The sequence below is a fragment of the Delftia sp. Lp-1 genome, from assembly GCF_020523835.1.
GTDB lineage: Bacteria > Pseudomonadota > Gammaproteobacteria > Burkholderiales > Burkholderiaceae_C > Comamonas > Comamonas acidovorans.
The window spans coordinates 314,952-341,523 of the sequence record NZ_JAJALJ010000003.1 but is presented as its reverse complement, the minus strand read 5'-3'; the positions used below and the strand labels follow the sequence as shown (position 1 = coordinate 341,523).

Sequence of the window (26,572 nt, the reverse complement as noted above, 5' to 3'; positions counted from 1 at the left end):
CTCGTTCGTTCGAATCCAGCCGCCTCAGGCGGCCTTGGACGCCGTGGTGGTGGCCGGGATCTGGTCCAGCTTGTTCACGGGCGGGCCCGAGAACGTGGCCTTGAAATTGCCGATGGCGCGCATGTCGATCTCCAGCAGGAAGGGGCCTTTCTTCGGCCAGGCCGAGGCCAGCACGGCCGGCAGCTCGTCAAGGTTCTGCACGCGGGCATGGGGCAGCTGGATGGAGGCGCACAGCTGCGCGTAGTCGGGCGTGTGCAGCTCCACATAGCAGCGGCGGCCGCCGTAGGAGGCGTCCTGGATGTTCTGGATCACGCCGTAGCGCTGGTCGTTCATCAGCACGATCAGGGTGTCGCACTCCTCCTGCACCAGCGTGGCCAGCTCTCCCAGGTTCAGGATGAAGCCGCCATCGCCCGCCAGGCCCAGCGTCTTGCGGCCCGAGCCGCTGACCGCCGCGCCCACGGCCGCGCCGATGGCCATGGGCATGCCCATGCCGATGCCGCCGCCCGTGGCGTGCACGCCCGCGTTGGGTTCGAAAAAGCGCAGCTCGCGGTTGCCCCAGGTGCTGTTGGAGACGGTCACGTCGCGCACCCAGTTGAAGTTGCGGCCCACGGCCTTTTGCAGCTCCTGCACCAGCACGCTGTACGGGCCCAGGCCGTCGCGCATGGTGGCCACGGCCTCGTCGTGCACCTGGCGCAGGTCGGCCAGCAGCTCGGGGTCGGCCTTGTAGCCGCGCGCCTCCAGCCGGTCGGCCAGGCCTGTCAGCGCCAGGGCCGAGTCGCCGCAGACAAAGCCGTCATCTGCATAGCAGCGGCCCTGCTGGGCGGCGTCCACATCGATGCGCAGCAGCGGGCGCGGCAGCTTCAGCTCGTACTTCAGCGTCTCATTGCTGCGCAGGCGCGTGCCCACGGCCAGCATGGCGTCGCAGCGCTGGTAGAAGGCCTCCACGGGCTTTTGGATGTTGTAGGCGCCCAGCGAGGCCGGATCGTCCTCGGCCACGATGCCGCGGCCCTGGCCCGTGCTGACGATGCCGAAGCCCAGCGCCTTCAGGCGCTGCACGGCAGCGACTGCGTGGCGTGCGCCGCCACCCAGCCACAGCAGCGGGCGGCGTGCCTTGGCCAGCGTGTCGGCCAGCGCATCCAGCGATGCCTCGCTGGGGGCCAGCACGGCCACCGGCAGCGGCGACAGGTCGGCCGGCATGTCGATCACGGTCTGCTGGATGTCGATGGGAATCTCCACGCTCACCGGGCCGGTCGGCGCGGTCATGGCGGCCTGCACGGCGGCCTTCAGGGTGGACAGGCAGGTCTCGGCGCTGCGCACGCGGAACGCCGCCTTGGACACGGCGCCCAGCATGGTCAGCTGGTCGGGCGCCTCGTGGATGTACGACAGCTTCTGGTCCAGGTACTGCGTCTCGATCTGGCCCGTGATGTGCAGCAGCGGCGTGCCGGCCGTATAGGCCTCCACCAGGCTGCCCGCAATGTTGCCTGCGGCCGGGCCGGTGCTGGTGATGCACACGCCCAGGCTGGAGGTGGAACGCGCGCAGGCATCGGCCATGTTGCCGGCGCCGGCCTCGCCGCGCGCCATCACGAAGCGGACATGGCCGCGCGCATTCATCGCGTCCAGGATGGGCATGTTGTGGATGGAGATCACCCCGAACGCGGCCTGCACGCCGCAGTGTTCGAGGAACTGGGCCACAACGGCGCCGACGGTGATTTTGGATGCGGAAGAAGTCATGTTCTGCTTTGAATCGGGTGAAGGGGCTGAAGCACTACGCTTGCCGTGCAAGACCACCGGAGACGTCGATGTGGCTGCCGGTCGTGTAGGAGGACAGGGGCGTGGCGAGATAGAAGATGGCGCGTGCGGCCTCGTCGGGCGAGCCCAGGCGGCCCAGCGGAATGGACTTCTTGCGGGCGAGGTCGGCGCTCCAGGCGTTCCAGTCCTGGCTGCGGTCCTCGCGCGCCTCGAAGCGGCGGCGCCACTGGCCGGACTCGATCAGGCCGACCAGGATGCCGTTGACGCGCACGCCCTTGGGTGCGAACTCGGTGGCCATGGAGCGCACCAGGTTCTTGAGGCCGGCGCGCGCGGCCGAGGTGGCCACCATGTGCGGCTCGGGCTGCGAGGCCAGCAGCGAATTGACGCAGACGATGGCCGGCTCAGCCGTGCGCTCGAGCTGCGGCAAAAAGGCGCGCGTGGGGTGCAGCACCGAGAAGAACTTCAGGTGCAGCTCCTCGGTCCAGGCCGCATCGTCGGTGCTGGCAAACGTCGAGACCCGGCCCTGGCCCGCGTTGTTCACGAGGATGGAGGCGGGACCCAGCGCAGCCTCGCTGTCGCGCGCGAACTGCTGCACCTGGGCGGCGTCGAGCACGTCGCAGGCCTGGGCGAACAGGCGGGCCTCGGGATGGCGTCCGCGCAGTTGCTGCACGGCCTGCTCCAGGCGTTCGGCGCTGCGCCCGCACAGGGCGACACGCGCGCCCTGCGACAGCAGCAGATCGACCGTGGCCAGGCCAATGCCCGAAGAGCCGCCGGTGACGACGGCCGTGGTGTCCTTGAGTTGGGAATCAAACATGGCCGCCTCCTGCGCGCCGGGAATTGAGGGAAAGAAGCTGTGCCGTCTGCGTTTGCGTTTGCGTTTGCGTTTGCGGGCGGTAGTTCAGCAGCTCGGACAGCTCGGCCGCCGCGTCGCAGACGCCGGCGATCAGGGTCTCGGCACGGCCCTCCTCCACATGGGGCGCGGGGACCGTCGTGCCCAGCGCCGCCACCACGCGGCCGCTGTGGTCGCGCACGGGAGCGGCGATGGTGCAGATGGAGCTTTCGTAGAAGCCTTCGCTGAACACATGGCCGCGCTCGCGGTCGGCCTCGACCAGGTTGAACAGGTCCAGCACCGTGCGCGGCGTCTTGGGCGTGTGCGCTTCCAGGTGCTCTTCGGGATAGAGCGCGCGCAGCTCGGGCAGGGACAGGTCGGCCAGCAGCACGCGGCCCAGGGCCGTGGCATGGGCAGGCAGGCGCGTGCCCACGCGTACCGAACTGGTCAGCGGCGTGGGCGGCGTGACCTTGGCCACGTAGACGATGGAGCGGCCGTCGCGCACCACGATGTTGCAGGGATAGCGGATCTCGCCGCACAGCCGCGCGATCACGGGCTGGCCCAGCTCGGTCAGGTCCATGGACGACAGGAACTCGAAGCCCAGGCGCAGCACGGACAGGCCCAGCCGGTAGTCATTGCTGCCCTCGGCACGCTGCAGAAAGCCCATGGCCTCCAGCGTGTTGAGCATGCGGAAAATCGTGGCGCGCGGCAGCTGCAGGCGGCGGGCCAGCTCGGGCGCGCCCAGCGTGGCATTGCCGCGCCCGAACTCCTGCAGCAGGCGCAGGCCGCGCTCCAGCGCGGGCACCATGTACTTGTCGGCGCCGTTGTCCGCGCTTTCAGCGCTCTCGGCATTCCCGGAAGAGGGGGTGTCGTTCATGGCGAAACCCCTTCAATTCATGACGAAGCCGCCGTTGACGGGCAGCACCTGCCCCGTCACGAAGCGCGCGCCATCGGACAGCGCATAGGCCACGGCGCCCGACACATCCTCGGGCCGCTGCTCGCGCTGCAGCGCGCGCTGGTCGATGTACAGGCGGTGGCGGTGCTCGGGCACGTACTCCGTGGCCTCCACCAGCACCAGGCCCGGCGCCACGGCGTTGATGGTGATGCCGTCGGCCCCCAGCTCGCGCGCCATGGAGCGCGTCATGGCCATCACCGCGCCCTTGCTGGCCACATAGGCCATCAGGTTGGGGGCGCCCCACATCGCGGTGTCGGACGCCAGGTTGACGATGGCGCCCCGGCCGCTGTCGCGCAGCGCGGCGCGGCAGGCCCGCGTCATCAGCCAAACGCCGCGCACGTTCACGTTCATCACCTGGTCCCACTTGTCCAGATCGATGTCGTCCATGCCCTTGCCGCCCGAATCGGTCACGGCCGCGTTGTTCACCAGGCCGTCCAGCCCGCCCAGCGCCTGCACGGCCTGCTGCGCGCAGCGCTCTATCGACTCCGGATTGCCGGCATCCAGCCCGAAGCCATGGGCCTCGAAGCCCTGCGCACGCAGCCGGGCCACGGACTCGGCCAGCAGCTCCTCGCGCAGATCGGCCATGGCGACACGCGCGCCCTGCTCGCAAAAGGCCTTGGCGAACGCAAAGCCCAGGCCGCGCGCCGAGCCTGTGACGAGGATGCGGCGGCCGGCAAGCTGGCCTGTGGAGGGCGTGGTGTTCATGGCGTACCTCAATCGAAGGGGGTTTGTGTCTGTTTCAAATTTGAAATGACACTTTTTTCTTGAAACAAGCATGAGTTTAGGACTGATGGTTCGGGGTGGGATTGGGGAAAACACGGAGGCGTGTGGGAAATGGATGACAGAGGTGTGTCTGGGTGTGTTTTGGATGGGGGGCTTTTTGTGGCTTGTGAGGGCATGCCCGCCCTGCGGGCGAGAGCCGGGTTTCGGCCCGGCGGCCGACCGACTTTCTTGCCGCGCGGCAAGAAAGTCGGCAAAGAAACGCGCCCAAATGCCCGCGACCCCTGCGCTTCGCTCCGGGGCAACCTGCGTCGTGGCGCGTTCATACGGGGAGTGGATGCGGGCCGTCGCTTCGCTCGGCCTGGGGTTTGAGGCAGGGTTGTGGAATGCCTCTATGATTTCGGTGGCCCCCTGTTCCGGGGCTGGTGCTTGAAAACACCATCAACACACAGCGGCAAAGCCTCCCCGAAAGAGAGGCCTCGTCACGTCTGAACACTTGGACAGTGGGCATCGCACCCGCACGTCCACACGGTTTTGGATGGGATGGGGCTACCCGCAAGGCTGCCCGCACGTCTGTGTGCGTGTTTTCAACATCCCATCCACCCTTCCTGCGCTTGAAAACGCAGGTCGGGTGTTTCCGTCTCGCACAGGAGTACGAAAACATGAACGATCAGCGCACCGCTCTTCCCACGCGCGCCAGCTTCGAGCAACTGGCTCGCACCATCACCGACACCAATGGATGGGTACAGGAAGGCTGCAACGAAATATGGGCCCTGGCCCAACTTGTGTTGGCCAGCCTCAATGCACCAGAAGACTTGCGACGTCCGCAAGCCATGGCTCACGCACTGCGCGCCATCCGCGACGGCGCTGAGTCACTGGCCGACTATGTGCAAGGCGAAGCCAGAAGCGTAGGTTGCGACAACACTCAAAGCCCATAGCCACGAGTGCGGCCACATCCGGCCAAGCGCAGCGAAGGCCCGAGCAAACTCCCCGTATGTCAGCGCCTGCGTCGGGCCGCCTGCGGGGTTGCAAGCCTGCCGAAGGACAGGCTTGCTTCGTCATCTGACTCGCCGTGATTGTCTGAACGTAGCGCGCAGCGCGAAGTGAGTTTCACGGCGAACCCCGCAGGTGGCCCGACGCAGGTTGCCCCGTAGCGCAGCGAAGGGGTCGCGGACATTCGGGGTGCTTTTCTTTGCCTACTTTCTTGTAGCAAGACAAGAAAGTAGGTCGGCCGCCGGGCCGAAACCCGGCCTCGAAAAACACCCCCCGGCAGGGTCAAAAAACGCCCCCACCAGCGTCAAAAATCAAACAGCAAGCCGCCGCAAAAACCCATCAACAACCCGCAACGCATACCGACTCGCCACCACCCTCACAAACTCCGCAAAGTCCACATGCGCACTGTCATCCGCCCGATCGGAAACAGTCCGCATCGCAGCAAACGGCACGCCATAGTCCAGGCAGGCCTGCGCCACGGCGGCGCCTTCCATCTCCACCGCCAGCACCTCATGCCCTGCAGCACGCAGGCCCTGCGCCAGCGCGGAAGAAGCGCCCGCCGTGCCCACGAACTGGTCACCGCTGGCAATCAGCCCCTGGTGTGCGCGCGGCGCCGTGGTGGCGTGGGCGGCGCGCAGGTCTTCGCCCGCCTCGGCCACGCAGGCCTGGGCAGCCGCCAGCAGCGCGGCGGTCATTTCGGGGTCGCAGGGCAGGCGCGTGCGGCCGTAGCCGGGCATTTCCCAGCGCGGGAAGATGGGCGAGGCGTCCAGGTCGTGCTGCAGGTATTCGTCGGCCACGACGACATCGCCCACGCGCACGCCTTCGCCCAGGCCACCGGCCACGCCGGTGAAGGCGATGCGGCGCACGCCGAAGCGCTCGATCAGCGCCGTGGCCGTGGTGGCCGCCGCCACCTTGCCTATGCCCGACAGCGCGCAGACCACGTCGTGCCCATGCAGGCGCCCGCGCCAGAACATGCGGCCGGCGTGGGCCGTGCCCTGGGCGTCGGACATGGCATGGACCAGGCCTTCCTGTTCCTGCGGCAGGGCACTGAGGATGGCGATGGTCATGGTGGCTTCTCTTTCAACGTTTCAACGGCACAGGCAAAAAGCAAAGGCGGCCCGGGGGCCGCCTGCGGGGCGAAAGTGCCCATTGTGCCGCGAGCCTGTGCCCGGTGCGGCTCAGATGGCGATGGCCGTGGCCTGGTTGAGCACGGCGCGCACCACGCTGTAGACGGTGAGGGCCGAGGTCTTGGGGTTGGCCTCCAGCGGCTTGCCGCGCATGGTCAATTCCATGGAACCGAAGGCGCCGCGCGCGGCCACATGGTGCACGTTCTCGTCCACGGCCGGGTCGGCGTACAGGCGCACCGTGGTGCGGTCCAGGCCCATGCCGGCCAGCGACAGGGTGGCGGCCACGTTGGCGTTCTTGGGGTAGAGCTGGGCGGCCTCGCGTGCGCTGCCTTCGAAGATGCAGAAGGCTTCCTTGAGGCTGGCGAGGTCGCAGCGCTGTTCTGCGGGCGTGCCGGTCCAGGCCAGGGGCGGCTTGCGGCCGGTGTAGACCACTTCGTCCAGGCCGCCGATGCGGGCTGCGGCCAGCGCATCCACGCCGCCGATGGCGCCCGACAGCAATTGCACCTGGGTGCCTCCGGCCTCGGCCGCGGCCTGCACGGCCTCGGCCATGCCGGGTGCGCTGAGTGCGCCGATGGAGGCCACGACGGCAGGAATGCCGCGCTGCAGGGCGGGCAGCACATGCTCTTCAATAGCGGTATGGCCTGCGCATTCGACGATGAGGTCGGGCCGGTCCTCAGTCGTCAGCGCAGGCAGCGCGCGGGCCTGGGGCGCATGCCGGGCCAGGGTGGCGCGCACGGCGTCCGTCACTTCGGGCACAAGCACCCAGCCCACCTGCACCGCGGCATGGCCCTTGAGCAGTTCGAGCACGCTGGCGCCAATCGCACCGCAGCCAATCACAGCAATATTCATCGTCATTTCTTTCTGAGCAAGAACGCGCTGAAGGCCGGTGGGGGCACCAGTTCCTCAGCGCAGAAAACCAGGATGCTGGGTGCGCAGGTGGCCCGTCAGTTCGACGGCGGCCTCGCGCACCTGTTCCACCCAGTGCGCCATGCGCCCGGGTGCGATTTCGGTAAAGGCCACGGCCATGCCCAGGCCCGCGATGATGCGGCCCTGCGCATCGCGCACGGGTGCGGCAATGCTGGAGACGCCGGGCTCGTAGAAGCCCTCGCCCATGGCGTAGCCGCGCTCGCGGTCCTGCAGCAGCAGCTGCTGCAGTTGCTGCACGTCGCGCGGGGTGCTTTCCGAGAATTGCGGCAGTTCGCTGCCGCCGAAGAGTTCGCGCAGCTGGTCTGCGTCCATGTCCTGCAGCAGGGCGCGGCCCAGCACGGTGGCATGGGCCGGCAGGCGCGAGCCCACGCGCACGGCGCCCTGGAAGGCGCCGGCCGGCGCAATGCGCGCCACGTAGACCACGGAGGTGCCGTCCAGCAGCGCCAGGTTGGTGGTGAAGCCCAGGCGCTCGCACAGCGCCTGCAGCACGGGCTCGGCCAGCTGTGCCAGCGGCTGGGTGGACAGGTAGTCGTAGCCCAGGCGCAGCACGGACAGGCCCAGCCGGTACTCGGTGCCCGAGCGTTGCAGATACCCCATGTTCTCCAGCGTCGTCAGCATCCGGAACACCGTGGAACGCGGCAGCGCCAGGGTGCGCGCCAGGTCGGGCGCGCTCCACACGGGCTGCGAAGGCGTGAAGCAGGCCAGCAGGCGCAGGCCGCGCTCCAGCGCGGGGACGGTGTAGCGGTCGTTGTCGTTCGAGAGGGTTTCGGAGGTGTCGCTCATCGCAATTCGGGCCGGTAGGCCATCAGGTCAGCAGGGTGGCCAGCCTCTGTGCGACATCCGCAGGTTGTTCGACGACAGAGGCATGGCCGGCTGCCGCAAGCGTAACGTACCGGGCGCCCAGCCTTGCGGCCCAGGCCGCGCAGGCGGCAGGCGGCGTGACCACGTCGTGCTCGCCCACCCAGACCTCGACAGGCATGTCCAGTTGCCCCGCTGCCTGCCCCAGGTCGCTGCCGCACAGCAGCTCCACGGCCTGGGCGTAGCCGGCAGCATGCAGGCGCGCCGTGTTCCAGCGCACCCATTGGCGCACGGGCTCGGGCGCGGCGGGCGAGACCAGGCGCTGGTCGATGGCGGCGGCCAGGCCTTCGATGCCTTTTTCCTGCAGGGCCGCAAGACGACCCTGGCGTACCTTGGCCTGCTGCTCGCCCATGCCGGGTGCGCCATAGCCGCCAGCGGGGCTGATCAGCACCAGTTGCTGCACGCGCCCGGCACCGGCCTGCACCGCCCAGGGCGTGCCCATGAGCGCACCCAGCGAGTGGCCTACCAGCAGGCAGCGGCGCACGCCCAGCGCCTGCAGCGACTGCTCCAGCACGCGGGCGTAGTCGGCGCCCGTGGGCGCGTCGGGTGCCAGCGGCGTGGAGCGGCCATAGCCGGGCGCGTCCCAGGCCAGCACACGCGTGCGCGGCGCCAGCTCCAGGGCCACGTCCAGCCAGGAGGCGGCGCCCGAGCTGATGCCGTGCAGCATCACCACAGCAAAGTCCGAGGCCGTGTCGCCGGCCTCACGCCAGGCGATCTGGGCGCCACCGGGCAGGGCGATGAGATGTTCGGGGAACTGCGCCTGAAGGCGCTGCTCCATGCATGCGGTTACCGAGGGGGTCATTTCAGTTATCCATGGCGATGGCATGGCCCTTCAGCCATGAGACTGGCACGATCCAAGCCAGGGACAGCAAGCAAGGGCCGCCCCGCCGCGAGGCTGTCGTCCCCCTTTCAAGGGGGAAGGCGCGAAGCGCCTCAGGGGGTGCTCCATTTCTAGCGTTTGATTTTTGCCAGAGGGTGCTCGGGCGGGTATGTGGGCGTGATGGGCTTCTTGGCGCCCAGCATCACGCACATCAGCGCGTCTTCGTCGCCGATGTTGATTTCCTCGCGGTACACGCCGGGCGGCACGGAGACCACGTCGCGGTCAGTGAGGATGGTCTCGAAGCGCTGGCCGTCCTTCTCCAGCACGAGCTTGAGCTTGCCGCGGATCAGGAAGAAGACTTCCTCCACATCGGTGTGCAGGTGCGAGGGGCCTTCATTACCGGCCGGGATGACCATGGTGGAAAAGGTGAAGTTCTCGGACGGGATGGTGTTGCTGTCCGCAGCCACGCCCGTGCCGCCCGTGCCGATGTAGCGCATCTGGCCACGGCGGTACTTGGGGTCGAAGTCGGCCTGGAACTTCAGCGCGTCGAAGTCGTACTTGCGCGTGGAAAACCGCGCCACGCGCGACTCCATCCATTGTTCGAAGCTGGAGCCTTCGGGCTGGTCCCAGGTGCGGGGCGTGTTCTGAGCGGATTCGGACATGTGTCTCTCCATCAACGTCGGTGGATCATGGCGGGGAAGGCGCCATTTGTTTTATCCATGAATCACAGTTCATGGGGTAAAACAATTATAGGAAGATTGATCGCACGCAACAAGGGCCACATGCGCAGCGGCATGTGGCCCCTTTGCTGCCCGTCTGTTGAGGGAACAGCGATGCGGGTGCAACAGCGATGCGGGTGCCTCAGGCAGCCATGCTGCGCCGCCCAGGCCGAAAGCCCGCATGGCTGGCAGGCCAGACCACGGACAGGCAGGCCAGTGCCAACACCGCCAGCGCCCAGGGCAAGGCACGGGCACCCAGCCAGCCCAGCAGCAGTCCGCCGGCCACGCCGCCGCTCGCCACGGCCAGGTTGAAGACCGTCACCAGCATGGACTGGGCCACGTCGGCGCCCTCGCCTGCCGCGTCGGCCAGCGCGGTCTGCAGCAGCGTGGGCGCACCGCCGAAGCTCAGGCCCCAGGCCGCAACCCCGATCAGAACGGCCACGGCCGACTGCCCGGCCAGCCCCAGCACCAGCGCAGACACGGCAAACAAGGTCAGGCTCAGCACGGTGAGCGCGCGCAGCCAGCGGTCCACCAGCAGGCCCGTGAGCCAGATGCCGGCAATGGCTGCAAGGCCGAACAGCAGCAGCACCCCATCCACCCTTTGCCCCAGACCCGCCGAAGCCAGGAAGGGCGCGATGAAGGTGTAGAGCATGTTGTGGGCCAGCATCCAGCCGAACAGCGCCAGCAGCACGGGGCGCACGCCGGGCACGAGCAGGATGCGCGCCACGGGCTGGCGTTGGTGTGCCGTCTGCCCGGCGTAATCCGGCACACCCAGCCGCACCCAGGCCAGCAGCAGCAGGCACAGCGCCGACAGCGCCCAGAACACGCCGCGCCAGTCGAACAGGCTGCCCAGCCAGGCGCCCAGCGGCACGCCGGCCGCCAGGGCCAACGGCTGGCCCACGCCAGCCACGGCCAGTGCGCGCCCCTGCAGATGCGGCGGCACCATGCGCCGCGCATAGCCGGCCACCAGCCCCCAGATCACGCCGGCAGCCATGCCTGCGGCAAAGCGGGCGGCCAGGGTCAGGCCGTAGTGGCCGGACAGCGCGGTGAGGCTGTTGAAAAGCAGCAGCCCGCCCACCGCCGCCATGAACAGCGGCCGGCGCCTGAGGCCGCGCGTGGCGGCCACGACGGGAATGGCGGCCAGTACCGAACCCAGCGCGTACAGCGTGACCATCTGGCCGGCCATGGCTTCGGACACTGCCAGTCCCGCGCCGATCTGCGGCAGCAGGCCGGCCGGCAGGGTCTCGGTCATGATGGCCAGAAAGCCTGCCATCGCCAGGGCCAGCAGCCTGCCCAGCGGCAGGCCCGTGTCGCCGGAGGTGTCCATGGGCTGGTTCATTGCCTTTTCCTCGCTGCGCATCTCAGGCATGGGAGGCTGGATGGGATGCCAGGTGGGATGCCGCCATGTCCTTGTCGCCATGCCCGGCGGCCAGCGCGCGCTCGAAGCGGCGCAGCCCGGCCTGGGCGCCATCCAGCAGCAGGCCTGCGCCGGCTGCGGCATCGGCCACCAGTTGCGCGTCCTTGACGGCATTGGCCACGGTGAAGCTGGCGTCGTAGCGGCCTGACAGCATGGCAGCAGCCTTGGCCTGGAAGAAGCCGCTGTCCATGGGCCCGCCCGTGACGGCATCGACCACCAGGGCCGGTTCTATGTCCAGCCCCTTGGCCAGCGCCAGGCTTTCGGCCAGGCCATGCGTGAGTGCGAAGGCCCAGTGGTTGAGCGCCAGCTTGAGCCGGCTGGCGGCGCCTGCCTGCTGCGCAATCCACAGGCTGCGTTTGCCAATGGCATCGAACACCGGCTGCGCCTGGCCGCGCTGCGCCAGCGGGCCTGCGGCCAGGATGACCAGCTGACCCTGCTCGGCCGGCTGGCGCGTGCCCTGCACGGGGCAGTCGTAGAACACCAGGCCATGCCGATCGGCGAACTGCGCCAGCGGCGCGATGGCGTCCACACCCACCGTGCTCAGTTGCAGCCACAGTGTGCCCGGCTGCAATGCGGGCGCTGCAGCCTGCATGGCCTGCAGCACGGCCGGCCCGTCCTTGAGCACAGTGACGACGATGCGGGCGCCACGCACGGCGTCGGCCGCATCGCCGCAGGCCTGAACGCCGTCGGCCGCAAGGGCCTGGGCCTTGGCGGCCGTCCGGTTCCAGGCGCGGACGGTGAAGCCCTTGCGTTGCAGGTTGCGCGCGACGGGCGCACCGATCAGGCCCGTGCCGAGCACGGCAATGGTGGTTTGAAGGTTTGAATGCATGGGAACTCCAGGGTGATGAGAGAGTGAAACAGACAAGGAAAACTGAAATCCGGATTACTGGAACGATCATTCCAATTTGAGGAAAATAAAAACCCGCAACGGCACGACATGCGCGCGGCGGGTGACGGGTGGCGGGTGGCCGGCTATTGCGCCTGCAGCGCCATGTCGACCACGTCGACCACGTCCATCAGGCACTGGCGGCGCTGCGGCGCGCTGCTGCCCTTGCCCAGCACGCGCAGGCCCTGCACGGTGTTCAGGACGAAGCGCGCCAGGGCGCGCGGCTTTTTGCTGTCGGTGATGTCGCCTTCCTGCTGGCCGCGCAGGATGAGCTTTTCCAGCGCCTTTTGCAGGCGCTGGAAGTTGTCGGCCACCCTCTCGGCGACGGCCTCGTCATGGCCGGCCAGCTCCAGCGCGGCATTGGCGACCAGGCAGCCACGGCGCCCGGCATCGCTCAATTCGTCCTGCACGATGCGCAGCAGCAGCTGCCGTACCAGGTCCCGGGCGCGTCCCGGGCCGGACAGCAGTTCCATGTTGGAGGTGGTCACGGCCTCATAGCGGCGCAGCGCATGCTGGAACAGCCCCTGCTTGTTCTCGAAGGTGCCGTACAGGCTGCTGCGCGACAGGCCCGTGCCGTCCACCAGGTCCTGCACCGAGGTGGCCGCGTAGCCGCGCTGCCAGAACACCTGCATGGCGGCGTCTGCGATGTCATCGGGGTCGAAGTCCTTGGTGCGCATGGTGGTTCATTGAATTGGAACGATCATTCCACTCAATGTAGGCGGCCGTTTCACGGCTGTCAAGATTGCGCCAAAGGGCCTTCACTCGCAGGGAATTTCCAGCCCCACCTTCACGCGGTCCAGCGCCACGATGGTCTTGAACCATTTGACGTTGGGGTTCTCGGCGAACAGGCGCCGCGCCAGGGCCTCGTACTCCTGCATGGTGGCCACGGTGAGCACGAGCACGAAGTCCACCTCGCCCGTGACGTAGTAGCACTGCTGGACCTCGGGCACGGCGAAGTGCGACTTCATGGCGTTGAGCGCGTCAATGCTGGTGCGCTCGGTCATGACCTCCACGATGATGGTGATGGGCCGGCCCACGCGCGTGGGGTCCACGGTGGCGGCCTGGCCGGTGATCACGCCTTCGGCCTGCATGCGCTTGAGGCGGCGCTGCACGGCGGCCGTGGACAGGTTGACCTGCTCGGCCAGCAGGCGCAGCGGCACCGTGCTGTCGCGCTGGACGATGGCCAGGATGGCGCGGTCGAAGCCGTCCAGGTCGGCCAGGTGAGCAGGGTGGGCGGTGTGCTTGGTCATGGGAAGCGAGGACTTTTGGAGGGTGAGAAATTTTCTCGCAAACACCCCCAATTCAGAGACCAAAAAACAGGGGCCGCGAAATAGTATTTCGTCGTTTTCCGCATCCAACGCATGCGGACCTGCCTGCCGAGAAAGCCCATCCCATGGCCACCCTGCTCCACCTGTCTCCCGTGTTTCTTGTGATGTCCATGCTCATGGTCTTGCGCCGCCCGCCTGTGCAGGCGGCCATGGCCGGGGCGGCGCTGGTCGCCCTGCTGTGGCTGGTCGATGCCTGGATGGCGACGGGCACCGCCGCTTCCGGCGCCGCCCTGGCCGCAGCGCGCGACACGGGCGTGCTGTTCCTGAGCACGGCCTTCGTGATCGTGCCGGGCCTGGGCTTTGTGATCCTCATCGAACGCATGGGCGTGAACCAGGCGCTGAGCCAGTGGGTGCGCTCGCTGGGCCTGGGGCCGGCCGATCAGGTGGTGTTCATCGTGCTGGGCCTGGCACCGCTGCTGGAGGCAATGACGGGCTTTGGCGTGTCGCTGATCGCCACCGTGCCGCTGCTGCTGAGCCTGTTCGAGCGGCGCGCCGCGCTGCGCATGGCGCTGGCGGGCATGGCCATCATGCCCTGGGGCACGCTGGGCCTGGCCACGGTGATCGGTGCCTCGCTGGCCCATGTGGACGCGGCCGCGCTGGCCGCTGTGTCCTCGCTGACCAGCGCGCCGGTATTCCTGGTGCTGGGCGCTCTGTCCCTGCACCTGGCCGGCGAGCGCGGTGCGCGGGCCTGGCTGCTGCTGGGCGGCTTTGGCCTGCTGTTCGTGGGGGTGCTGCATGGCATCAGCCGCTGGCTGGGCCCCGAGGTGGCGGGCGTGGGCGCGGGCTTTGCCGTGGCGCTGGGCATGCTGGTGCGCGCGCTGCTGCTGCGCGGCACGGCCCAGGCGGCACCCGGCTGGCCGCGACAGGCCTGGCCGTATCTGGCGCTCGCCCTTGCCATCGTGCTGCTCAAGCTGCTGGCCCTGGCCACGCAGTGGGACCAGCGCTGGATCGTGCAGGGCGCCCAGGTGGCCTGGAAGCCGCTGGCCTCCCCGGGCGTGGCGCTGACCCTGGTGCTGGCACTGCTGCTGGCGCGCGGGGCCGGCCATGGCGTTGCCCTGGCTGGTGCTCTGGCCGCCCGCGCCAAGCGCCCGCTGCTGACCATCTTCTTCTTTCTGGCCATGTCCCAGATGATGGTCAAGGCTGGTTTCCTGTCCGACCTGGTGCAGCTGCTGGCCGAGCTGGCGCCTGCGGCCCTGGCGCCCATCGTGGCGGCCTTCGGTGCGCTGGCCGGCTACATGACGGGCTCCAATGTGGGCGGCAACGCGATCTTCATGCCCGCCATCGCCCTGCTGCCCGAGTCCTCGCGCCTGCTGCTGGCCGCCGTGCACAACAGCGCCGCCGGGCATGCGGCGCTGGGCTCCCTGTCCATCGTGATGCTGGTGCTGGGCCTGGCACGGACCACCGCGCAGGAAGAGGGCGAGCTGGTGCGCTTCGGCTTTGCGCTGGCCTGCCTCAATGCGGCGGCCGTGGCGCTGGCGGCGCTGGTCCTGGCGGGTCTGGGCGTGTTCTGAAGACGTGTTCCCTCCCAATGAAAAGAGGCGCCGAAGCGCCTCTTTTCAAACACGGCAAGCCGCCCGCGTTACTTGCTGTCGCGCAGCTCCCGGCGCAGGATCTTGCCGACCGGGGTCTTGGGCAGTTCGGTGCGGAACTCGATCACGCGGGGCCGCTTGTAGCCCGTGAGGTTGTCGTGGCAGAAATCGCGCACGGCCTGCTCGGTAAGGCTGTCGTCCCTGCGCACGATGACCAGCTTGACGGCCTCGCCGGTCTTCTCGTCGGGCACGCCGACCACAGCGCATTCGAGCACGCCGGGGCAGTTGGAGACCACGTCCTCCACTTCGTTGGGATAGACGTTGAAGCCGCTGACCAGGACCATGTCCTTCTTGCGGTCCACGATCTTGAAGTAGCCGCGCTCGTCCATGGTGCCAATGTCGCCGGTGCGAAAGTAGCCGTCGGCAGTGAAGACCTTGGCGGTTTCGTCGGGGCGCTGCCAGTAGGCGGCCATGACCTGCGGGCCCTTGATGGCGACCTCGCCGCGCTCGCCGATGGTGGTCACGTCGTTTCCTTCGTCATCGACGAGCTTCATCCAGGTGCTGGGCAGGGGCACGCCGATGGTGCCCGAGAACTCGGTGGAGTTGACGGGGTTGCAGCTGACCGAGGGACTGGTCTCCGACAGGCCATAGCCCTCGCAGATGGGGCAGCCGGTCTTTTGCAGCCACAGCTGGGCCACGGCGCTTTGCACGGCCATGCCGCCGCCGACCGATACCTTCAGGTGCGACCAGTCCACGGTGTTGAAGTCCGGGTGGTTGGCCAGGCCGTTGAACAGCGTGCTCACGGCCGGGAAGCTGTGAAAGCGCTGCGTGGACAGTTCCTTGAGCGTGGCCTTGAGGTCGCGCGGATTGGGAATCAGGATGGTTTTGCCGCCCGTGCGCATGGACAGCATCATGTTCACCGTGAAGGCGAAGATGTGGTACAGCGGCAGCGCGCAGATGCTGGTGGGCTGCTCGCCGGCCGGCACCTTGCTCATGGCGGGCTGGTTCCAGGCCTCAGACTGCAGCACGTTGGCGATGATGTTGCTGTGCAGCAGCACCGCGCCCTTGCTCACGCCCGTGGTGCCGCCCGTGTACTGCAGCAGGGCCATGTCGGAGGCCTGCAGCTGCGGCGCCTGGAAGGGCGAGCGCATGCCCTTGGCCAGCGCGTCATTGAAGCGCACTGCACCAGGCAGCGAAAACGGCGGCACCAGCTTCTTGACCTTGCGCACCACGTAATTGACGATGGCGCCCTTGAGCATGCCCAGCTGGTCGCCCATGGTGCACAACACCATGTGCTGCACCGGAGTGGCAGCCTTGCAGGCCTGCAGCGTGTGGGCGAAGTTCTCGATGATGACGATGGCCTTGGCGCCCGAGTCCTTGAGCTGGTGCTCCAGCTCGCGCGCCGTGTACAGCGGGTTGACGTTGACCACGACGAAGCCCGCACGCAGCACGGCGGCCACGGCCACGGGGTACTGGGGCACGTTGGGCATCATCAGCGCCACGCGGTCGCCGCGCGCCAGGCCCAGGCTTTGCAGATAGGCGGCGAAGGCGCGGCTTTGCGCATCGACCTGGGAGTAGGTCAGCTCCTTGCCCATGAAGGAATAGGCCACACGGTCCGCGTAGCGGCTGAAGGCCTCCTCCATCAGGGCCACCAGCGAGGGGTATTGGGAGGGATCGATGTCGGCGGGCACACCTGCCGGATAGGCACCCAGCCATGGGCGGTCACTCATGCTGCTTGTCTCCTGGTTGTCTCGACTAATCGTGCATTCTCATAAAAAGCACGGTCGTTCGATACTGTGATAACCCTAGTACTACCCCTAGGGTCCGCATTGCGTTGCTCCAGGTCAAAGCCCGCCGGGCCGCGCAGGCCCCCGATCCCAGCCCCGCTCAATCCCAGGCGGGAGCCAGGCCGTCAGGGCTGACCTGGCGGTCGCCGCGTTCCAGCGCGGCGATGCGCTGCATGTCTTCGGCGCCCAGCACCAGCTGGCAGCTGTCCAGGTTGGCCTGCAGGTGGGCGCGCTGGGTGGACGAGGGAATGACGGCATAGCCCATGGCCATGGCCCAGGCCAGCGCCACCTGGGCGGGCGTGGCGCCGTGGGCGGCGGCGATGTCGGCCAGCACGGGATCGGCCAGCAGCTTGCCGTAGCCCAGCGTCATGTACGAGGTGGTGTGAATGCCCTGCTGGCGTGCGAAGTCGGTGACGGCGCGGTTTTGCAGATAGGGGCTCAGTTCGATCTGGTTGGTGGCGATGTTCGCGGCGCCCACGGCGGCGATGGATTGCTGCAGCAGCGCGATGTTGAAGTTGGACACGCCGATGTGGCGCGTCAGCCCCTGCTCCCTGGCACGCATGAGCGCGCCCAGGCTGTCCTCCAGCGGCACGCTGCGCGAAGGCCAGTGGATCAGCGTCAGCTCCACATGGTCGGTGCGCAGGGCTTCAAGGCTGCGCTCCAGGCTGGGGATCAGTGCGTCGGCGGACAGGTTCTCGGTCCAGATCTTGGTGGTGAGGAAGAGCTGATCGCGCGGCACGGCGCTGGCGGCGATGGCGGCACCCACATCGGCCTCGTTGCCGTAGATCTGGGCGGTGTCGATGGCGCGGTAGCCCACCTCCAGGGCCTGGCCCACGGAGTGGCGCACCACCTCATCCTTGAGACGGAAGGTGCCCAGGCCGAACGCGGGCACCACGGAAGCGAGAGAGGCAGTCGATGTCATGCAGGTCTTTCAAAAAAGCAAACAAGGCGCGGAACCACGCCCCGAAGACTGCAGTCTGGCGGGTTAACGCTTGCAGATAAAGCCTGGTATCAGCAGAAAATATTTGACGCTGCAGCAACAATTGCGCCAAGCTGGCGCCCCATGAAAACCACCCTGGACGAGTTGCAGGCCTTTCGCGCCGTGATCGATTGCGGCAGCATCACGGCGGCGGCCGAGCAGTTGGGACAGACCACCTCGGGCATCAGCCGCAGCCTGTCGCGCCTGGAGAAAAAGCTGGCCACCACCCTGGTGCGGCGCACCACGCGCAGCCTGGAGCTGACCGAGGAGGGCGCGCGCTTCCTGGCCCGCGCGCGCGAGGTGCTGCAGGCCCTGGACGCGGCCGAGGAGGAACTGGCCGCGCGGCGCCAGGCGCCGGCCGGGCTGCTGCGCGTCAACGCGGCCTCGCCCTTCATGCTGCATGCCATCGTGCCGCTGGTCGGCGAGTTCCGCGCGCTCTATCCGCTGATCACGCTGGAGCTGAACACCGATGACCTGCACATCGACCTGCTGGCCCAGCGCACCGACATCGCCATCCGCATCGGCGAGCTGCGCGACTCCACGCTGCATGCGCGGCTGCTGTGCCACAGCGTGCTGCGCGTGCTGGCCAGCCCCGCCTACCTGCAGGCCCATGGTCCCGTGGCGAGCGTGGCTGCGCTGGCGCGCCACCAGCGCATTGGCAACAGCCAGGTGCCCGGCCTGAACCACTGGCCACTGCGCACGCCCGAGGGCGGCGACCGCTGGGATGCCGCGCCCCAGCTCACGGCCTCCAGCGGCGAGACCATGCGCCAGCTGGCCCTGGCAGACCAGGGCGTGGTCTGCCTGGCCGACTTCATGACCGTGCGCGATCGCGCCCAGGGCGAGCTGGTGCAGGTGCTGGCGCGCGAGACCGTGCAGCAGCGCCAGCCCATCCACGCCGTCTACTACCGCAACACGGCGCTGGCCGCGCGCATCACGGCATTCCTGGACTTTCTCGCGCAGCGCATGGCGGCGGGCTGACACCGCGCGCGGGCAGGCGCTACCGCGCTACAGGGCTAGCACGTGCGCTTGCGCATCCGTGGCGCATGCTTATGCGCTTTGCTTCGTTGCCGCAAAGCAGGCCGCTGCCCAGAATGGCCGGCTCATCCCCGAAGCCGGACACACACGCCGCCGGCCGGGGACGGAGAAGACCGCCTTGCCCCACCTGATCGAAAGCTTTGCCGACATGGCGCCCTTCGTGGCCCTGCGGCGCGACCTGCATGCCCACCCCGAGCTGGGCTTTGAGGAACACCGCACCTCGGCCATCGTGGCCGAACGCCTGGCCGCCTGGGGCGTGGAGGTGAACACCGGCCTGGCCGGCACGGGCGTGGTGGGCGTGGTGCGCGGCAGGCATACGGACGCACGCCACGGCACGCGCACCATCGGCCTGCGCGCCGACCTGGATGCGCTGCCGCTGCAGGAAGAAAACCGGTTTGCCCACCGCTCGCAGCATGCAGGCCGCATGCATGCCTGCGGCCATGACGGCCACACCACCATGCTGCTGGCCGCGGCCTGGCATCTGGCGCGCACGCGCGACTTCGCGGGCACGGTGCACCTGATCTTTCAGCCGGCCGAAGAGATGGGCAAGGCCGGCGCACGCAGGATGATCGACGAAGGCCTGTTCGAGCGCTTTCCCTGCGATGCGGTCTTCGCACTGCACAACTTCGCGCTGGACCGCGTGGGCAGCTTCGCGCTCAACCCGGGCGCGCTCATGGCCTCCAGCAACACCTTCCGCATCGTGCTGCATGGGCAGGGCACGCATGCCTCGCTGCCGCACACGGGCATCGACCCGGTGGCCGCCACCATTGACCTGGCCCAGCAGCTGCAGACCCTGGTCGCGCGCCATGTGGATTCGCGCGAACGCGCGCTGCTGGCGGTCACGCAGATCCAGGGCTCGGACGCGCCCAACGTGATTCCCGACAGCGCCTGGGTGGGCGGCACGGTGCGCACCTTCTCCGTGGCGGCGCTGGACATCCTCGAAGCCGCCTTGCGCCGCCAGGCCGAGCACACGGCCCTGGCCCATGGCTGCCGAGCCGAGATCCATTTCCGGCGCGCCTCGCCGCCGCTGGTCAACCACGCGGCCGAGGCCGCCTTCGCCGCCGCCGTGATGCGCGAGATCGCGGGCGACGACGCCGTGGACACGCAGTTCCCCGGCGTGCTGGCGGCCGAGGACTTCGCCCACATGCTGCAGGCGCGGCCCGGCTGCTACGCCTTCATCGGCAACGGCCAGGGCGATCACCGACTGCCCGGCCATGGCGACGGCCCCTGCCTGATCCACAACCGCTCCTACGACTTCAACGACGACATCCTTGCCATCGGTGCCAGCTACTTCGTGCGGCTGGTGGAGCGGTGGCTTGCCGTCACCCAGGAAACTTCCCCATGAAAACCTCTCATCCTTCTCCCGTCACCCGCCGCGTTCTGCTGGCAGCAGCCCTGGCCCTGGGACTGGCACCGGCCGCGCATGCCGAACGCGTGATCCGCATCGTCGTACCCTTCGGCGCAGGCGCCACGCAGGACACGGTGGCACGCACTTTCAGCAATGAACTGGGCCAGGCCCTGGGTGCCACCGTGGTGGTGGAAAACCGGGCGGGCGCGGGTGGCAGCGTGGGCACGGCCCAGGTGGCCAAGTCCGCACCGGACGGCAACACCCTGGTGCTGGCTGCGGCCAGCCACAACCTGGCCGGCCATCTGTACGCGAAGCTGCCCTATGACCCGCTCAAGGACTTCGTGGGCGTGTCCTTCCTGGGCCGCACGGGCTATGTGGTGGGCGTGCCGGCCGCCTCGGGCGTGCAGACCCTGGGCGAGCTGCTGCAGCGCGCCCGGGCCCAGCCGGGCCAGCTCAACTATGCGTCGGCCGGCAATGGCAGCGCCTCGCACCTGGCCTCGGCCTCGCTGGCCGCGCAGGCGGGCATCAAGCTGCAGCACATCCCCATGAAATCCACGGGCGATGCCACCACCGAGCTGCTGGCCGGCCGCGTGCAACTGGTCACGGGCGCCACCATCGGCATGCTGGCCTTCCAGAAGGATCCGCGCGTGAAGCTGCTGGCCTACTCGGGCCAGCAACGGTCGCGCTTCCTGCCCGATCTGCCCACGGTGGCCGAGTCCGGCGTGCCAGGCTATGCCTTCGACTCCTGGCTGGGCCTGCTGGCACCGGCCGGCACGCCGCCCGCCGAAGTGGAGCGCATCAACGCCGCCGTGCGCAAGGTGCTGGCCGAGCCCGTGGTCCAGGAGCGCCTGGCCCGCGTGGGCGTGGAAGCGGCCACCCTGCCGGCCGCCGAATTCCAACGCCTGCTCAAGGACGACTGGGAAGCGTCCGGGCGCATCGTCAAGGCGGCCGACGTGCGCATCGAATAGTCACCCAGGCCAATAGTCACCCAGGCCGTCACAGCAGCTTGGTGCCCAGCGGCACCTCGCGGTCGGGCACGCACAGCGCCACCTCGCCGTTCTCGTTGTGGAATCCCGTGACCAGGCATTCCGAGCGCATGGGACCGATCTGCTTGCTGGGAAAGTTCAGCACGGCCACCACCTGGCGGCCGATCAGTTCCTCGGGCCGGTACAGCGCCGTGATCTGGGCGCTGGACTTGCGCAGGCCCAGCTCCGGGCCGAAGTCGACCTGCAGCACATAGGCGGGGCGGCGCGCCTCCTTGAACACCTGGGCGTCCACGATGCGGCCCACGCGCAGTTCCACCTTGAGGAAGTCGTCAAAGCCAATGGTCTCGTGCAATGCGGATGAAGTAGTCATGCGGCCATGATGCCGCGCCGCCGGGGCCGGCTTTGTCGAGCAACGCTTGCAGTGCCAGGGCAGACTGTCCGCCATGAAAAAGGCCGGCATCGCGTCCGATGCCGGCCTGGTGCGAGGCCCTCGACAGGCCCCGCAGCGGTTCGCGCCAGGATTACTTGGCGGCGACCACGCGCACCATTTCCAGGCACTTGTTCGAGTAGCCCCACTCGTTGTCGTACCAGGACACGACCTTCACGAAGGTCTTGTCCAGGGCGATGCCGGCTTCGGCATCGAACACGGAGGTGCAGGACTCGCCGCGGAAGTCCGTGGCCACGACCTTGTCTTCGGTGTAGCCCAGCACGCCCTTGAGCGCGCCTTGCGACTGGGCCTTCATTTCGGCGCAGATCTCTTCGTAGCTGGCTTCGCTGTTCAGCTCCACCGTCAGGTCCACCACCGACACGTCGGAGGTGGGCACGCGGAAGGACATGCCGGTCAGCTTCTTGTTGAGCTCGGGAATCACCACGCCCACGGCCTTGGCTGCGCCCGTGCTGGAGGGAATGATGTTTTCCAGGATGCCGCGTCCGCCGCGCCAGTCCTTGTTGCTGGGGCCGTCCACGGTCTTTTGCGTGGCGGTGGCAGCGTGCACGGTGGTCATCAGGCCGCGCTTGATGCCCCACTTGTCGTTGAGCACCTTGGCCACGGGAGCCAGGCAGTTGGTGGTGCAGGAGGCGTTGGAGATCACGTCCTGGCCGGCGTAGGTCTTGCAGTTCACGCCGAAGACGAACATCGGGGTGCTGTCCTTGGAAGGCGCGGACATGATGACCTTCTTGGCGCCGGCAGCCAGGTGCTTGCGTGCGGTCTCGTCGGTCAGGAACAGGCCGGTGGCCTCGATCACGATGTCGGCGCCGACTTCGTTCCACTTCAGGTTGGCGGGGTCGCGCTCCTGCGTCAGGCGGATGGTCTTGCCGTTGACGATCAGGTTGGAGCCCTCCACCGAGACCTCGCCCTTGAAGCGGCCGTGCACGCTGTCGTACTTGAGCATGTAGGCCAGGTAGTCGGGCTCGAGCAGGTCGTTGATGCCCACGACTTCGATGTCGCTGAAGTTCTGCACGGCAGCGCGGAACACCATGCGGCCGATGCGGCCGAAGCCGTTGATACCGATCTTGATCGTCATATTTGCCTCTTGGATTGACGGATTGCGAAAAACGGAAAAACTGAAACGGTGAGGGCCAGGCCGGGCCTGGCGGGCGGCAAAAAGGGGCCACAGGCCCCTTCTCGCAGCTTTACTTGCCGGCGCGCTGCAGCGCAGCCTGCACGGTGTCGGCCACGTTCTCGGCCGTGAAGCCGAAGTGCTTGAACAGCACGGGCGCTGGGGCCGATTCGCCGTAGGTGTCGATGCCGACGACGGCGGCGCAGCCGTACTTCCACCAGAAGTCGGTCACGCCCATTTCCACGGCGATGCGCGGCAGGTTGGCCGGCAGCACCTGGCTCTTGTACTTGGCGTCCTGCTTGTCGAAGGTGGTGGTGCTGGGCATGGAGACCACGCGCACGGCGACCTTGCGCTCGGCCAGCAGCTTCTGGGCTGCCAGGGCCAGCTGCACTTCGGAGCCGGTGGCGATGATGACGGCCTGGGCCTTCTTGTTCAGGCCGACGGCCTTGGGCTCGGACAGCACGTAGGCGCCGCAGGCGATGTCGTCCAGCGCGTCTTCGGTCTTGGCTGCGTAGGCCAGGTTCTGGCGCGACAGCAGCAGGGCCGTGGGCTTGTTCTTCTGGCTCAGGGCCACGGTCCAGGCGACGGCGGTTTCCGTGGTGTCGGCAGGGCGCCAGACATCCAGGCCCGGGATCAGACGCAGCGAGGCGGCGTGCTCGATGGACTGGTGGGTGGGGCCGTCTTCGCCCAGGCCGATGGAGTCGTGCGTGAAGACGTGGACCACGCGCTGCTTCATCAGCGCGGCCATGCGGATGGCGTTGCGGCTGTAGTCGCTGAAGGTCAGGAAGGTGCCTGCGTAGGGGATGTAGCCGCCATGCAGGGCGATGCCGTTCATGATGGCGGCCATGCCGAACTCGCGCACACCGTAGTTGATGTGGCGGCCGATCTTGCCGTCTTCGGTCAGGACCACGGCACCCTTGTCGTCCACGCGCAGCGAAGGCGTGCTCTTGGTGTTGGTCAGGTTGGAGCCGGTCAGGTCGGCCGAGCCGCCCAGCAGTTCGGGCAGGGCTGCGGTCAGGCCCTCCAGGGCCAGCTGGCTGGCCTTGCGGCTGGCCACGGTGGCGCCTGCGTCATGCGCGTCGGAGGCGATCTGCGCGGCGATCTCGCCGAAGTTGGCAGGCAGGTCGCCGGCCATGCGGCGCGTGAAGTCGGCAGCCAGTTCGGGGAAGGCCTTGGCGTAGGCGGCGAACTTCTTGTTCCAGGCCGCTTCGGCCTTGGCGCCGGCGGCCTTGGCATCCCAGTCGCCGTAGACGCTGGCGGGGATGTCGAAGGGGCCGTGCTCCCAGCCCAGGGCCGCGCGGGTCAGCGCGATTTCCTCGGCGCCCAGGGGCTCGCCGTGGGCCTTGGCCGTGTCCTGGCGGTTGGGCGAGCCCTTGCCGATGCTGGTCTTGCAGCAGATCAGGGTGGGCTTGGAGCTGTTCTTCTTGGCAGCGGCGATGGCGGCATCGAGGGCCTGGACGTTGTGGCCGTCCACGTCGCGGATCACGTTCCAGCCATAGGCTTCAAAGCGGGCGGGCGTGTTGTCGATGAACCAGGGGGCGACCTTGCCGTCGATGGAGATGCCGTTGTCGTCGTACAGCGCCACCAGCTTGCCCAGCTTCCAGGCCCCGGCCAGGGCCGCGGCCTCGTGGCTGATGCCTTCCATCAGGCAGCCGTCACCCAGGAACACGTAGGTGTGGTGGTCGACGATGGCGTGGCCGGGACGGTTGAATTCGGCAGCCAGCAGCTTTTCTGCCAGCGCGAAGCCCACGGCATTGGTGATGCCCTGGCCCAGCGGGCCGGTGGTGGTTTCCACGCCGGGGGTGATGCCCACTTCGGGGTGGCCGGCCGTCTTGCTGTGCAGCTGGCGGAAGTTCTTGAGCTCGTCGATCGGCAGCGCGTAGCCCGTGAGGTGCAGCAGCGCGTAGATCAGCATGGAGCCGTGGCCGTTGGACAGGATGAAGCGGTCACGGTCAGCCCATTGCGGGTTGACGGGGTTGTGCTTGAGGTGACGGCTCCACAGTGCCACGGCCATGTCGGCCATGCCCATGGGGGCGCCGGGGTGGCCGGAGTTGGCTTGTTGAACGGCATCCATTGCGAGTGCGCGGATCGCATTCGCCATTTGTTGAGTGTTGGCCATCAGGGCGCTCCGTGAAGGAGGGGGTAATCAGAATAAGCCGGCCATTTTAAAGGACTGGGGTTTTCGGCTCCCGGGCGCGGGGCAATGGCCGCTGGCAATGGTCTACAGTTGCCCTCCATGACCGCCCAGCCCATCCCGCCGTTCCCCGCCGCCAAGGCGCTTTCCCTCACCGAACAGCCGCCTGCCATGCTGCTGGCCGCAGGCCGTGGCGAGCGCATGCGGCCGCTGACCGACACCACACCCAAGCCCCTGCTGCAGGTGCAGGGCCAGCCGCTGCTGCAGCACCACATGCAGGCGCTGGCACGGGCGGGCGTGCGCCGCGCGGTGGTCAACACGGGCTGGCTGGGCGAGCAGATTCCGGCGCGATTTGGCCCCCAATTCGTGCCGGACGCCGGTGGCGAGCCGCTGCAACTGGCCTATTCCCCCGAGCCCGAGCAGGCGCTGGAGACCGCCGGCGGCATTGCGCGCGCGCTGCCGCTGCTGGACACGGTGTTCTGGCTGGCGGCCGGCGACGTCTACGCGCCCGACTTCGATTTTCCGTTCGAGGCGGCCCGCGAATTTGCCGCCAGCGGCCGCCTGGCCCATCTGTGGCTGGTGCCCAACCCCGAGCACCACCCGCGTGGCGACTTCGGCGTGGACGAACTGGGCCTGGCCTGCGACTGGCCCGAGGGCGATGCCCGCCCGCGCCAGACCTACGGCACCATTGCGCTGCTGCGCGCCGAGCTGTTTGCCGCGCCCTGGTGCGACATCCCGCCCGGCAACCCCGAGGGATGGCGCGTGCCGCTGGTATTGCTGCTGCGCCGCGCCATGGCGGCCGGCCAGGTGGGGGCCAGCCTGTACACGGGCCGCTGGACCGACGTGGGCACGCCCGAGCGGCTGGAACGCCTCAACGCGCCGGGCTGAGACACCGCGCGTCGGTGAGTGCGGCCTGGCGATCGGCGGCTTGGCCCCCTGCCCGCTGCGCCTGCAGGCAGCGGCGGGCGCTTCGTGATAGCGTCGCCGGTTCGGCGCAGCGGCGCGCCAGAAAGCCTTTCGATGAGCGTGATCCAGTATGTGATGTTCCTGGCCCTGGTGGGCCTGGCGACGTTTTGCCAGAACCTGACGGGCTTTGCCTTCGGGCTGATCTTCGTGGGCGTGGCCGGTGCCACGCACCTGATGGGCATTGGCGATGCGGCCAACGTGGCCTGCCTGCTGTCCGTGGTCAACGGCGTGGCCTACCTGCGCGCCCACCGCCAGGTGCCGCAGTGGTCCCTGCTCAAGCCCATGCTGATCAGCAGCGTCATCGGCGTGATCGGCGGCGTGCTGCTGCTGCAGTGGCTCAGCGGCAATGCGCTGAGCGGGCTGCGCATGCTGCTGGGCCTGGCCATCGTGGCCTGCGCGCTGTTGCTGTTGCTGCAAAAGCAGGTCAACGCGCAGGTGTCGGGGCCGGTGTCGCTGTGGGTGGCCGGTGTGGCATCGGGGGTGCTGGGCGGGCTGTTTGCCACGCCGGGTCCGCCCATGGTCTACCACCTGTACCGCCAGCCGCTGGACCGCCTGGTGGTGCGCCAGTGCCTGTTTGCCATGTTCCTCACCTGCGCACTGCTGCGCCTGGTGATGGTGGCCTGGGAGGGCGAGATCACCGCCAGCGTGCTGCTGGCGGCGGCCCTGGCCTTTCCCGTGGTGACGGTGGTGACCTGGCTGCACATGCGCCATCCGCCCACCCTGCCCAAGCGGCTGGTCGAATGGATGGTCTGCCTGCTGCTGGTGCTGTCGGGCACCAGCCTGCTGGTGTCGGGCTGGAACGCCAGCCACCCCCAGCCCGTGGTGCCCGATGACGAGATGGCCATGGCCGTACCCCAGCGGTCCCAGGCTGCGGCCCCCGCGCCGCGCTGACAACAAAAAAGCCCGCCGGGCGGACCGGCG

General features: G+C 68.3%; 25 protein-coding genes. 7 read left to right on the top strand and 18 right to left on the bottom strand.

Annotated elements, in window-relative coordinates; all coding sequences use genetic code 11:
- Nucleotides 1-24: 24 nt before the first annotated feature.
- Genes LGR64_RS22550 through LGR64_RS22535 form a run of 4 tightly spaced genes read right to left on the bottom strand, consistent with a single transcriptional unit; the run spans nucleotide 25 to nucleotide 4,238 of the window.
- On the bottom strand, nucleotides 25-1,731 hold the full coding sequence (locus LGR64_RS22550) for a thiamine pyrophosphate-binding protein (RefSeq protein WP_043825870.1): 1,707 nt from the start codon (nucleotides 1,729-1,731) through the stop codon (nucleotides 25-27).
- A 34-nt stretch (nucleotides 1,732-1,765) separates the two neighbouring features.
- Complete coding sequence (locus LGR64_RS22545) at nucleotides 1,766-2,563, bottom strand: SDR family oxidoreductase (RefSeq protein ID WP_047217882.1); 798 nt, start codon at nucleotides 2,561-2,563, stop codon at nucleotides 1,766-1,768.
- Nucleotides 2,556-3,455: an IclR family transcriptional regulator gene (locus LGR64_RS22540; RefSeq protein WP_141830759.1), complete on the bottom strand. Its 900-nt coding sequence runs from the start codon at nucleotides 3,453-3,455 to the stop codon at nucleotides 2,556-2,558. Before LGR64_RS22540 ends, LGR64_RS22545 begins: the two co-directional genes overlap by 8 nt.
- A 12-nt stretch (nucleotides 3,456-3,467) precedes the next feature.
- Nucleotides 3,468-4,238, bottom strand: a complete 771-nt coding sequence (locus LGR64_RS22535; RefSeq protein WP_012202888.1) for an SDR family oxidoreductase — start codon at nucleotides 4,236-4,238, stop codon at nucleotides 3,468-3,470.
- Nucleotides 4,239-4,915: 677 nt separating this feature from the next.
- Between LGR64_RS22535 and LGR64_RS22530 the strand changes: the two genes are divergently transcribed.
- Nucleotides 4,916-5,191 (top strand): hypothetical protein, encoded by a 276-nt coding sequence (locus LGR64_RS22530; RefSeq protein WP_141830761.1) that lies wholly within the window; start codon nucleotides 4,916-4,918, stop codon nucleotides 5,189-5,191.
- 366 nt (nucleotides 5,192-5,557) lie between these two features.
- Here the strand turns inward: LGR64_RS22530 and LGR64_RS22525 are convergent, their stop codons facing one another.
- The 9 genes from LGR64_RS22525 to LGR64_RS22485 form a co-directional block, all read right to left on the bottom strand.
- A complete protein-coding gene (locus tag LGR64_RS22525) occupies nucleotides 5,558-6,313 on the bottom strand; it encodes a 5'-methylthioadenosine/adenosylhomocysteine nucleosidase (RefSeq protein WP_088165838.1) in 756 nt (251 codons plus the stop codon).
- A 111-nt stretch (nucleotides 6,314-6,424) separates the two neighbouring features.
- Entirely contained in the window at nucleotides 6,425-7,222 is a 798-nt protein-coding gene (locus LGR64_RS22520) for an aspartate dehydrogenase (RefSeq protein ID WP_043825460.1), read from the bottom strand.
- 54 nt (nucleotides 7,223-7,276) lie between these two features.
- Nucleotides 7,277-8,083, bottom strand: coding sequence for an IclR family transcriptional regulator (locus LGR64_RS22515; RefSeq protein WP_012202883.1), 807 nt, complete (start codon nucleotides 8,081-8,083; stop codon nucleotides 7,277-7,279).
- 22 nt (nucleotides 8,084-8,105) lie between these two features.
- The gene (locus LGR64_RS22510; RefSeq protein ID WP_141830763.1) at nucleotides 8,106-8,960 is read right to left on the bottom strand and encodes an alpha/beta fold hydrolase; all 855 of its coding nucleotides are present in this window, start codon (nucleotides 8,958-8,960) and stop codon (nucleotides 8,106-8,108) included.
- 149 nt (nucleotides 8,961-9,109) lie between these two features.
- Entirely contained in the window at nucleotides 9,110-9,640 is a 531-nt protein-coding gene (locus LGR64_RS22505) for a cupin domain-containing protein (protein ID WP_012202881.1), read from the bottom strand.
- Nucleotides 9,641-9,839: 199 nt separating this feature from the next.
- On the bottom strand, nucleotides 9,840-11,036 hold the full coding sequence (locus LGR64_RS22500; protein WP_141831132.1) for an MFS transporter: 1,197 nt from the start codon (nucleotides 11,034-11,036) through the stop codon (nucleotides 9,840-9,842).
- Nucleotides 11,037-11,058: 22 nt separating this feature from the next.
- On the bottom strand, nucleotides 11,059-11,943 hold the full coding sequence (locus LGR64_RS22495) for an NAD(P)-dependent oxidoreductase (protein WP_141830764.1): 885 nt from the start codon (nucleotides 11,941-11,943) through the stop codon (nucleotides 11,059-11,061).
- 143 nt (nucleotides 11,944-12,086) lie between these two features.
- Nucleotides 12,087-12,677 (bottom strand): TetR/AcrR family transcriptional regulator, encoded by a 591-nt coding sequence (locus tag LGR64_RS22490; RefSeq protein ID WP_141830765.1) that lies wholly within the window; start codon nucleotides 12,675-12,677, stop codon nucleotides 12,087-12,089.
- 81 nt (nucleotides 12,678-12,758) lie between these two features.
- Nucleotides 12,759-13,250: an Lrp/AsnC family transcriptional regulator gene (locus tag LGR64_RS22485; protein ID WP_016449824.1), complete on the bottom strand. Its 492-nt coding sequence runs from the start codon at nucleotides 13,248-13,250 to the stop codon at nucleotides 12,759-12,761.
- Nucleotides 13,251-13,393: 143 nt separating this feature from the next.
- Here LGR64_RS22485 and LGR64_RS22480 point away from each other — a divergent pair, with 143 nt between their 5' ends.
- Nucleotides 13,394-14,839 carry an L-lactate permease gene (locus LGR64_RS22480; RefSeq protein ID WP_141830767.1) on the top strand — a complete coding sequence of 482 codons (1,446 nt, stop codon included), beginning with the start codon at nucleotides 13,394-13,396 and terminating at the stop codon, nucleotides 14,837-14,839.
- Between the two features lie 68 nt (nucleotides 14,840-14,907).
- On the opposite strand, the gene LGR64_RS22475 is transcribed toward LGR64_RS22480, so the two are convergent.
- Both LGR64_RS22475 and dkgB read right to left on the bottom strand, forming a co-directional pair.
- Complete coding sequence (locus LGR64_RS22475; RefSeq protein ID WP_141830769.1) at nucleotides 14,908-16,587, bottom strand: long-chain-fatty-acid--CoA ligase; 1,680 nt, start codon at nucleotides 16,585-16,587, stop codon at nucleotides 14,908-14,910.
- A gap of 157 nt (nucleotides 16,588-16,744) precedes the next feature.
- Nucleotides 16,745-17,566, bottom strand: coding sequence for a 2,5-didehydrogluconate reductase DkgB (dkgB, locus tag LGR64_RS22470; protein ID WP_141830770.1), 822 nt, complete (start codon nucleotides 17,564-17,566; stop codon nucleotides 16,745-16,747).
- 141 nt (nucleotides 17,567-17,707) lie between these two features.
- On the opposite strand from dkgB, the gene LGR64_RS22465 reads away from it, so the two are divergent.
- The 3 genes from LGR64_RS22465 to LGR64_RS22455 all read left to right on the top strand — a co-directional run bounded on the left by LGR64_RS22465 (nucleotide 17,708) and on the right by LGR64_RS22455 (nucleotide 20,974).
- A complete protein-coding gene (locus LGR64_RS22465) occupies nucleotides 17,708-18,601 on the top strand; it encodes a LysR family transcriptional regulator (protein ID WP_141830772.1) in 894 nt (297 codons plus the stop codon).
- Nucleotides 18,602-18,806: 205 nt separating this feature from the next.
- Nucleotides 18,807-20,003, top strand: coding sequence for a M20 aminoacylase family protein (locus tag LGR64_RS22460; protein WP_141831134.1), 1,197 nt, complete (start codon nucleotides 18,807-18,809; stop codon nucleotides 20,001-20,003).
- Nucleotides 20,000-20,974 carry a tripartite tricarboxylate transporter substrate binding protein gene (locus tag LGR64_RS22455; protein ID WP_141830774.1) on the top strand — a complete coding sequence of 325 codons (975 nt, stop codon included), beginning with the start codon at nucleotides 20,000-20,002 and terminating at the stop codon, nucleotides 20,972-20,974. Before LGR64_RS22460 ends, LGR64_RS22455 begins: the two co-directional genes overlap by 4 nt.
- 28 nt (nucleotides 20,975-21,002) lie before the next feature.
- Here LGR64_RS22455 and LGR64_RS22450 read toward each other — a convergent pair whose 3' ends face one another.
- The 3 genes from LGR64_RS22450 to tkt all read right to left on the bottom strand — a co-directional run bounded on the left by LGR64_RS22450 (nucleotide 21,003) and on the right by tkt (nucleotide 24,670).
- A complete protein-coding gene (locus tag LGR64_RS22450; RefSeq protein WP_026062619.1) occupies nucleotides 21,003-21,362 on the bottom strand; it encodes a tRNA-binding protein in 360 nt (119 codons plus the stop codon).
- A gap of 151 nt (nucleotides 21,363-21,513) precedes the next feature.
- Nucleotides 21,514-22,515 carry a type I glyceraldehyde-3-phosphate dehydrogenase gene (gene gap / locus LGR64_RS22445; RefSeq protein ID WP_012202871.1) on the bottom strand — a complete coding sequence of 334 codons (1,002 nt, stop codon included), beginning with the start codon at nucleotides 22,513-22,515 and terminating at the stop codon, nucleotides 21,514-21,516.
- A gap of 109 nt (nucleotides 22,516-22,624) precedes the next feature.
- Nucleotides 22,625-24,670, bottom strand: a complete 2,046-nt coding sequence (gene tkt, locus LGR64_RS22440; RefSeq protein WP_012202870.1) for a transketolase — start codon at nucleotides 24,668-24,670, stop codon at nucleotides 22,625-22,627.
- Nucleotides 24,671-24,787: 117 nt separating this feature from the next.
- Between tkt and LGR64_RS22435 the strand changes: the two genes are divergently transcribed.
- Nucleotides 24,788-25,573 (top strand): nucleotidyltransferase family protein, encoded by a 786-nt coding sequence (locus LGR64_RS22435; protein ID WP_141830776.1) that lies wholly within the window; start codon nucleotides 24,788-24,790, stop codon nucleotides 25,571-25,573.
- 132 nt (nucleotides 25,574-25,705) lie between these two features.
- Nucleotides 25,706-26,542, top strand: a complete 837-nt coding sequence (locus tag LGR64_RS22430; RefSeq protein WP_141830778.1) for a sulfite exporter TauE/SafE family protein — start codon at nucleotides 25,706-25,708, stop codon at nucleotides 26,540-26,542.
- Nucleotides 26,543-26,572 lie beyond the last annotated feature (30 nt).

Excerpts from the sequence above, each read along its gene's own strand:
- LGR64_RS22465 (WP_141830772.1), top strand. The coding sequence starts at position 17,708 with ATGAAAACCACCCTGGACGAGTTGCAGGCCTTTCGCGCCGTGATCGAT.
- LGR64_RS22455 (WP_141830774.1), top strand. The coding sequence starts at position 20,000 with ATGAAAACCTCTCATCCTTCTCCCGTCACCCGCCGCGTTCTGCTGGCA.
- gap (WP_012202871.1), bottom strand. The coding sequence starts at position 22,515 with ATGACGATCAAGATCGGTATCAACGGCTTCGGCCGCATCGGCCGCATG.
- LGR64_RS22550 (WP_043825870.1), bottom strand. The coding sequence starts at position 1,731 with ATGACTTCTTCCGCATCCAAAATCACCGTCGGCGCCGTTGTGGCCCAG.
- dkgB (WP_141830770.1), bottom strand. The coding sequence starts at position 17,566 with ATGACATCGACTGCCTCTCTCGCTTCCGTGGTGCCCGCGTTCGGCCTG.
- LGR64_RS22515 (WP_012202883.1), bottom strand. The coding sequence starts at position 8,083 with ATGAGCGACACCTCCGAAACCCTCTCGAACGACAACGACCGCTACACC.
- LGR64_RS22450 (WP_026062619.1), bottom strand. The coding sequence starts at position 21,362 with ATGACTACTTCATCCGCATTGCACGAGACCATTGGCTTTGACGACTTC.
- LGR64_RS22490 (WP_141830765.1), bottom strand. The coding sequence starts at position 12,677 with ATGCGCACCAAGGACTTCGACCCCGATGACATCGCAGACGCCGCCATG.
- LGR64_RS22435 (WP_141830776.1), top strand. The coding sequence starts at position 24,788 with ATGACCGCCCAGCCCATCCCGCCGTTCCCCGCCGCCAAGGCGCTTTCC.
- LGR64_RS22495 (WP_141830764.1), bottom strand. The coding sequence starts at position 11,943 with ATGCATTCAAACCTTCAAACCACCATTGCCGTGCTCGGCACGGGCCTG.
- LGR64_RS22520 (WP_043825460.1), bottom strand. The coding sequence starts at position 7,222 with ATGAATATTGCTGTGATTGGCTGCGGTGCGATTGGCGCCAGCGTGCTC.
- tkt (WP_012202870.1), bottom strand. The coding sequence starts at position 24,670 with ATGGCCAACACTCAACAAATGGCGAATGCGATCCGCGCACTCGCAATG.
- LGR64_RS22525 (WP_088165838.1), bottom strand. The coding sequence starts at position 6,313 with ATGACCATCGCCATCCTCAGTGCCCTGCCGCAGGAACAGGAAGGCCTG.
- LGR64_RS22540 (WP_141830759.1), bottom strand. The coding sequence starts at position 3,455 with ATGAACGACACCCCCTCTTCCGGGAATGCCGAGAGCGCTGAAAGCGCG.
- LGR64_RS22500 (WP_141831132.1), bottom strand. The coding sequence starts at position 11,036 with ATGAACCAGCCCATGGACACCTCCGGCGACACGGGCCTGCCGCTGGGC.
- LGR64_RS22530 (WP_141830761.1), top strand. The coding sequence starts at position 4,916 with ATGAACGATCAGCGCACCGCTCTTCCCACGCGCGCCAGCTTCGAGCAA.
- LGR64_RS22510 (WP_141830763.1), bottom strand. The coding sequence starts at position 8,960 with ATGACCCCCTCGGTAACCGCATGCATGGAGCAGCGCCTTCAGGCGCAG.
- LGR64_RS22535 (WP_012202888.1), bottom strand. The coding sequence starts at position 4,238 with ATGAACACCACGCCCTCCACAGGCCAGCTTGCCGGCCGCCGCATCCTC.
- LGR64_RS22545 (WP_047217882.1), bottom strand. The coding sequence starts at position 2,563 with ATGTTTGATTCCCAACTCAAGGACACCACGGCCGTCGTCACCGGCGGC.
- LGR64_RS22505 (WP_012202881.1), bottom strand. The coding sequence starts at position 9,640 with ATGTCCGAATCCGCTCAGAACACGCCCCGCACCTGGGACCAGCCCGAA.
- LGR64_RS22475 (WP_141830769.1), bottom strand. The coding sequence starts at position 16,587 with ATGAGTGACCGCCCATGGCTGGGTGCCTATCCGGCAGGTGTGCCCGCC.
- LGR64_RS22485 (WP_016449824.1), bottom strand. The coding sequence starts at position 13,250 with ATGACCAAGCACACCGCCCACCCTGCTCACCTGGCCGACCTGGACGGC.
- LGR64_RS22480 (WP_141830767.1), top strand. The coding sequence starts at position 13,394 with ATGGCCACCCTGCTCCACCTGTCTCCCGTGTTTCTTGTGATGTCCATG.
- LGR64_RS22460 (WP_141831134.1), top strand. The coding sequence starts at position 18,807 with ATGGCGCCCTTCGTGGCCCTGCGGCGCGACCTGCATGCCCACCCCGAG.
- LGR64_RS22430 (WP_141830778.1), top strand. The coding sequence starts at position 25,706 with ATGAGCGTGATCCAGTATGTGATGTTCCTGGCCCTGGTGGGCCTGGCG.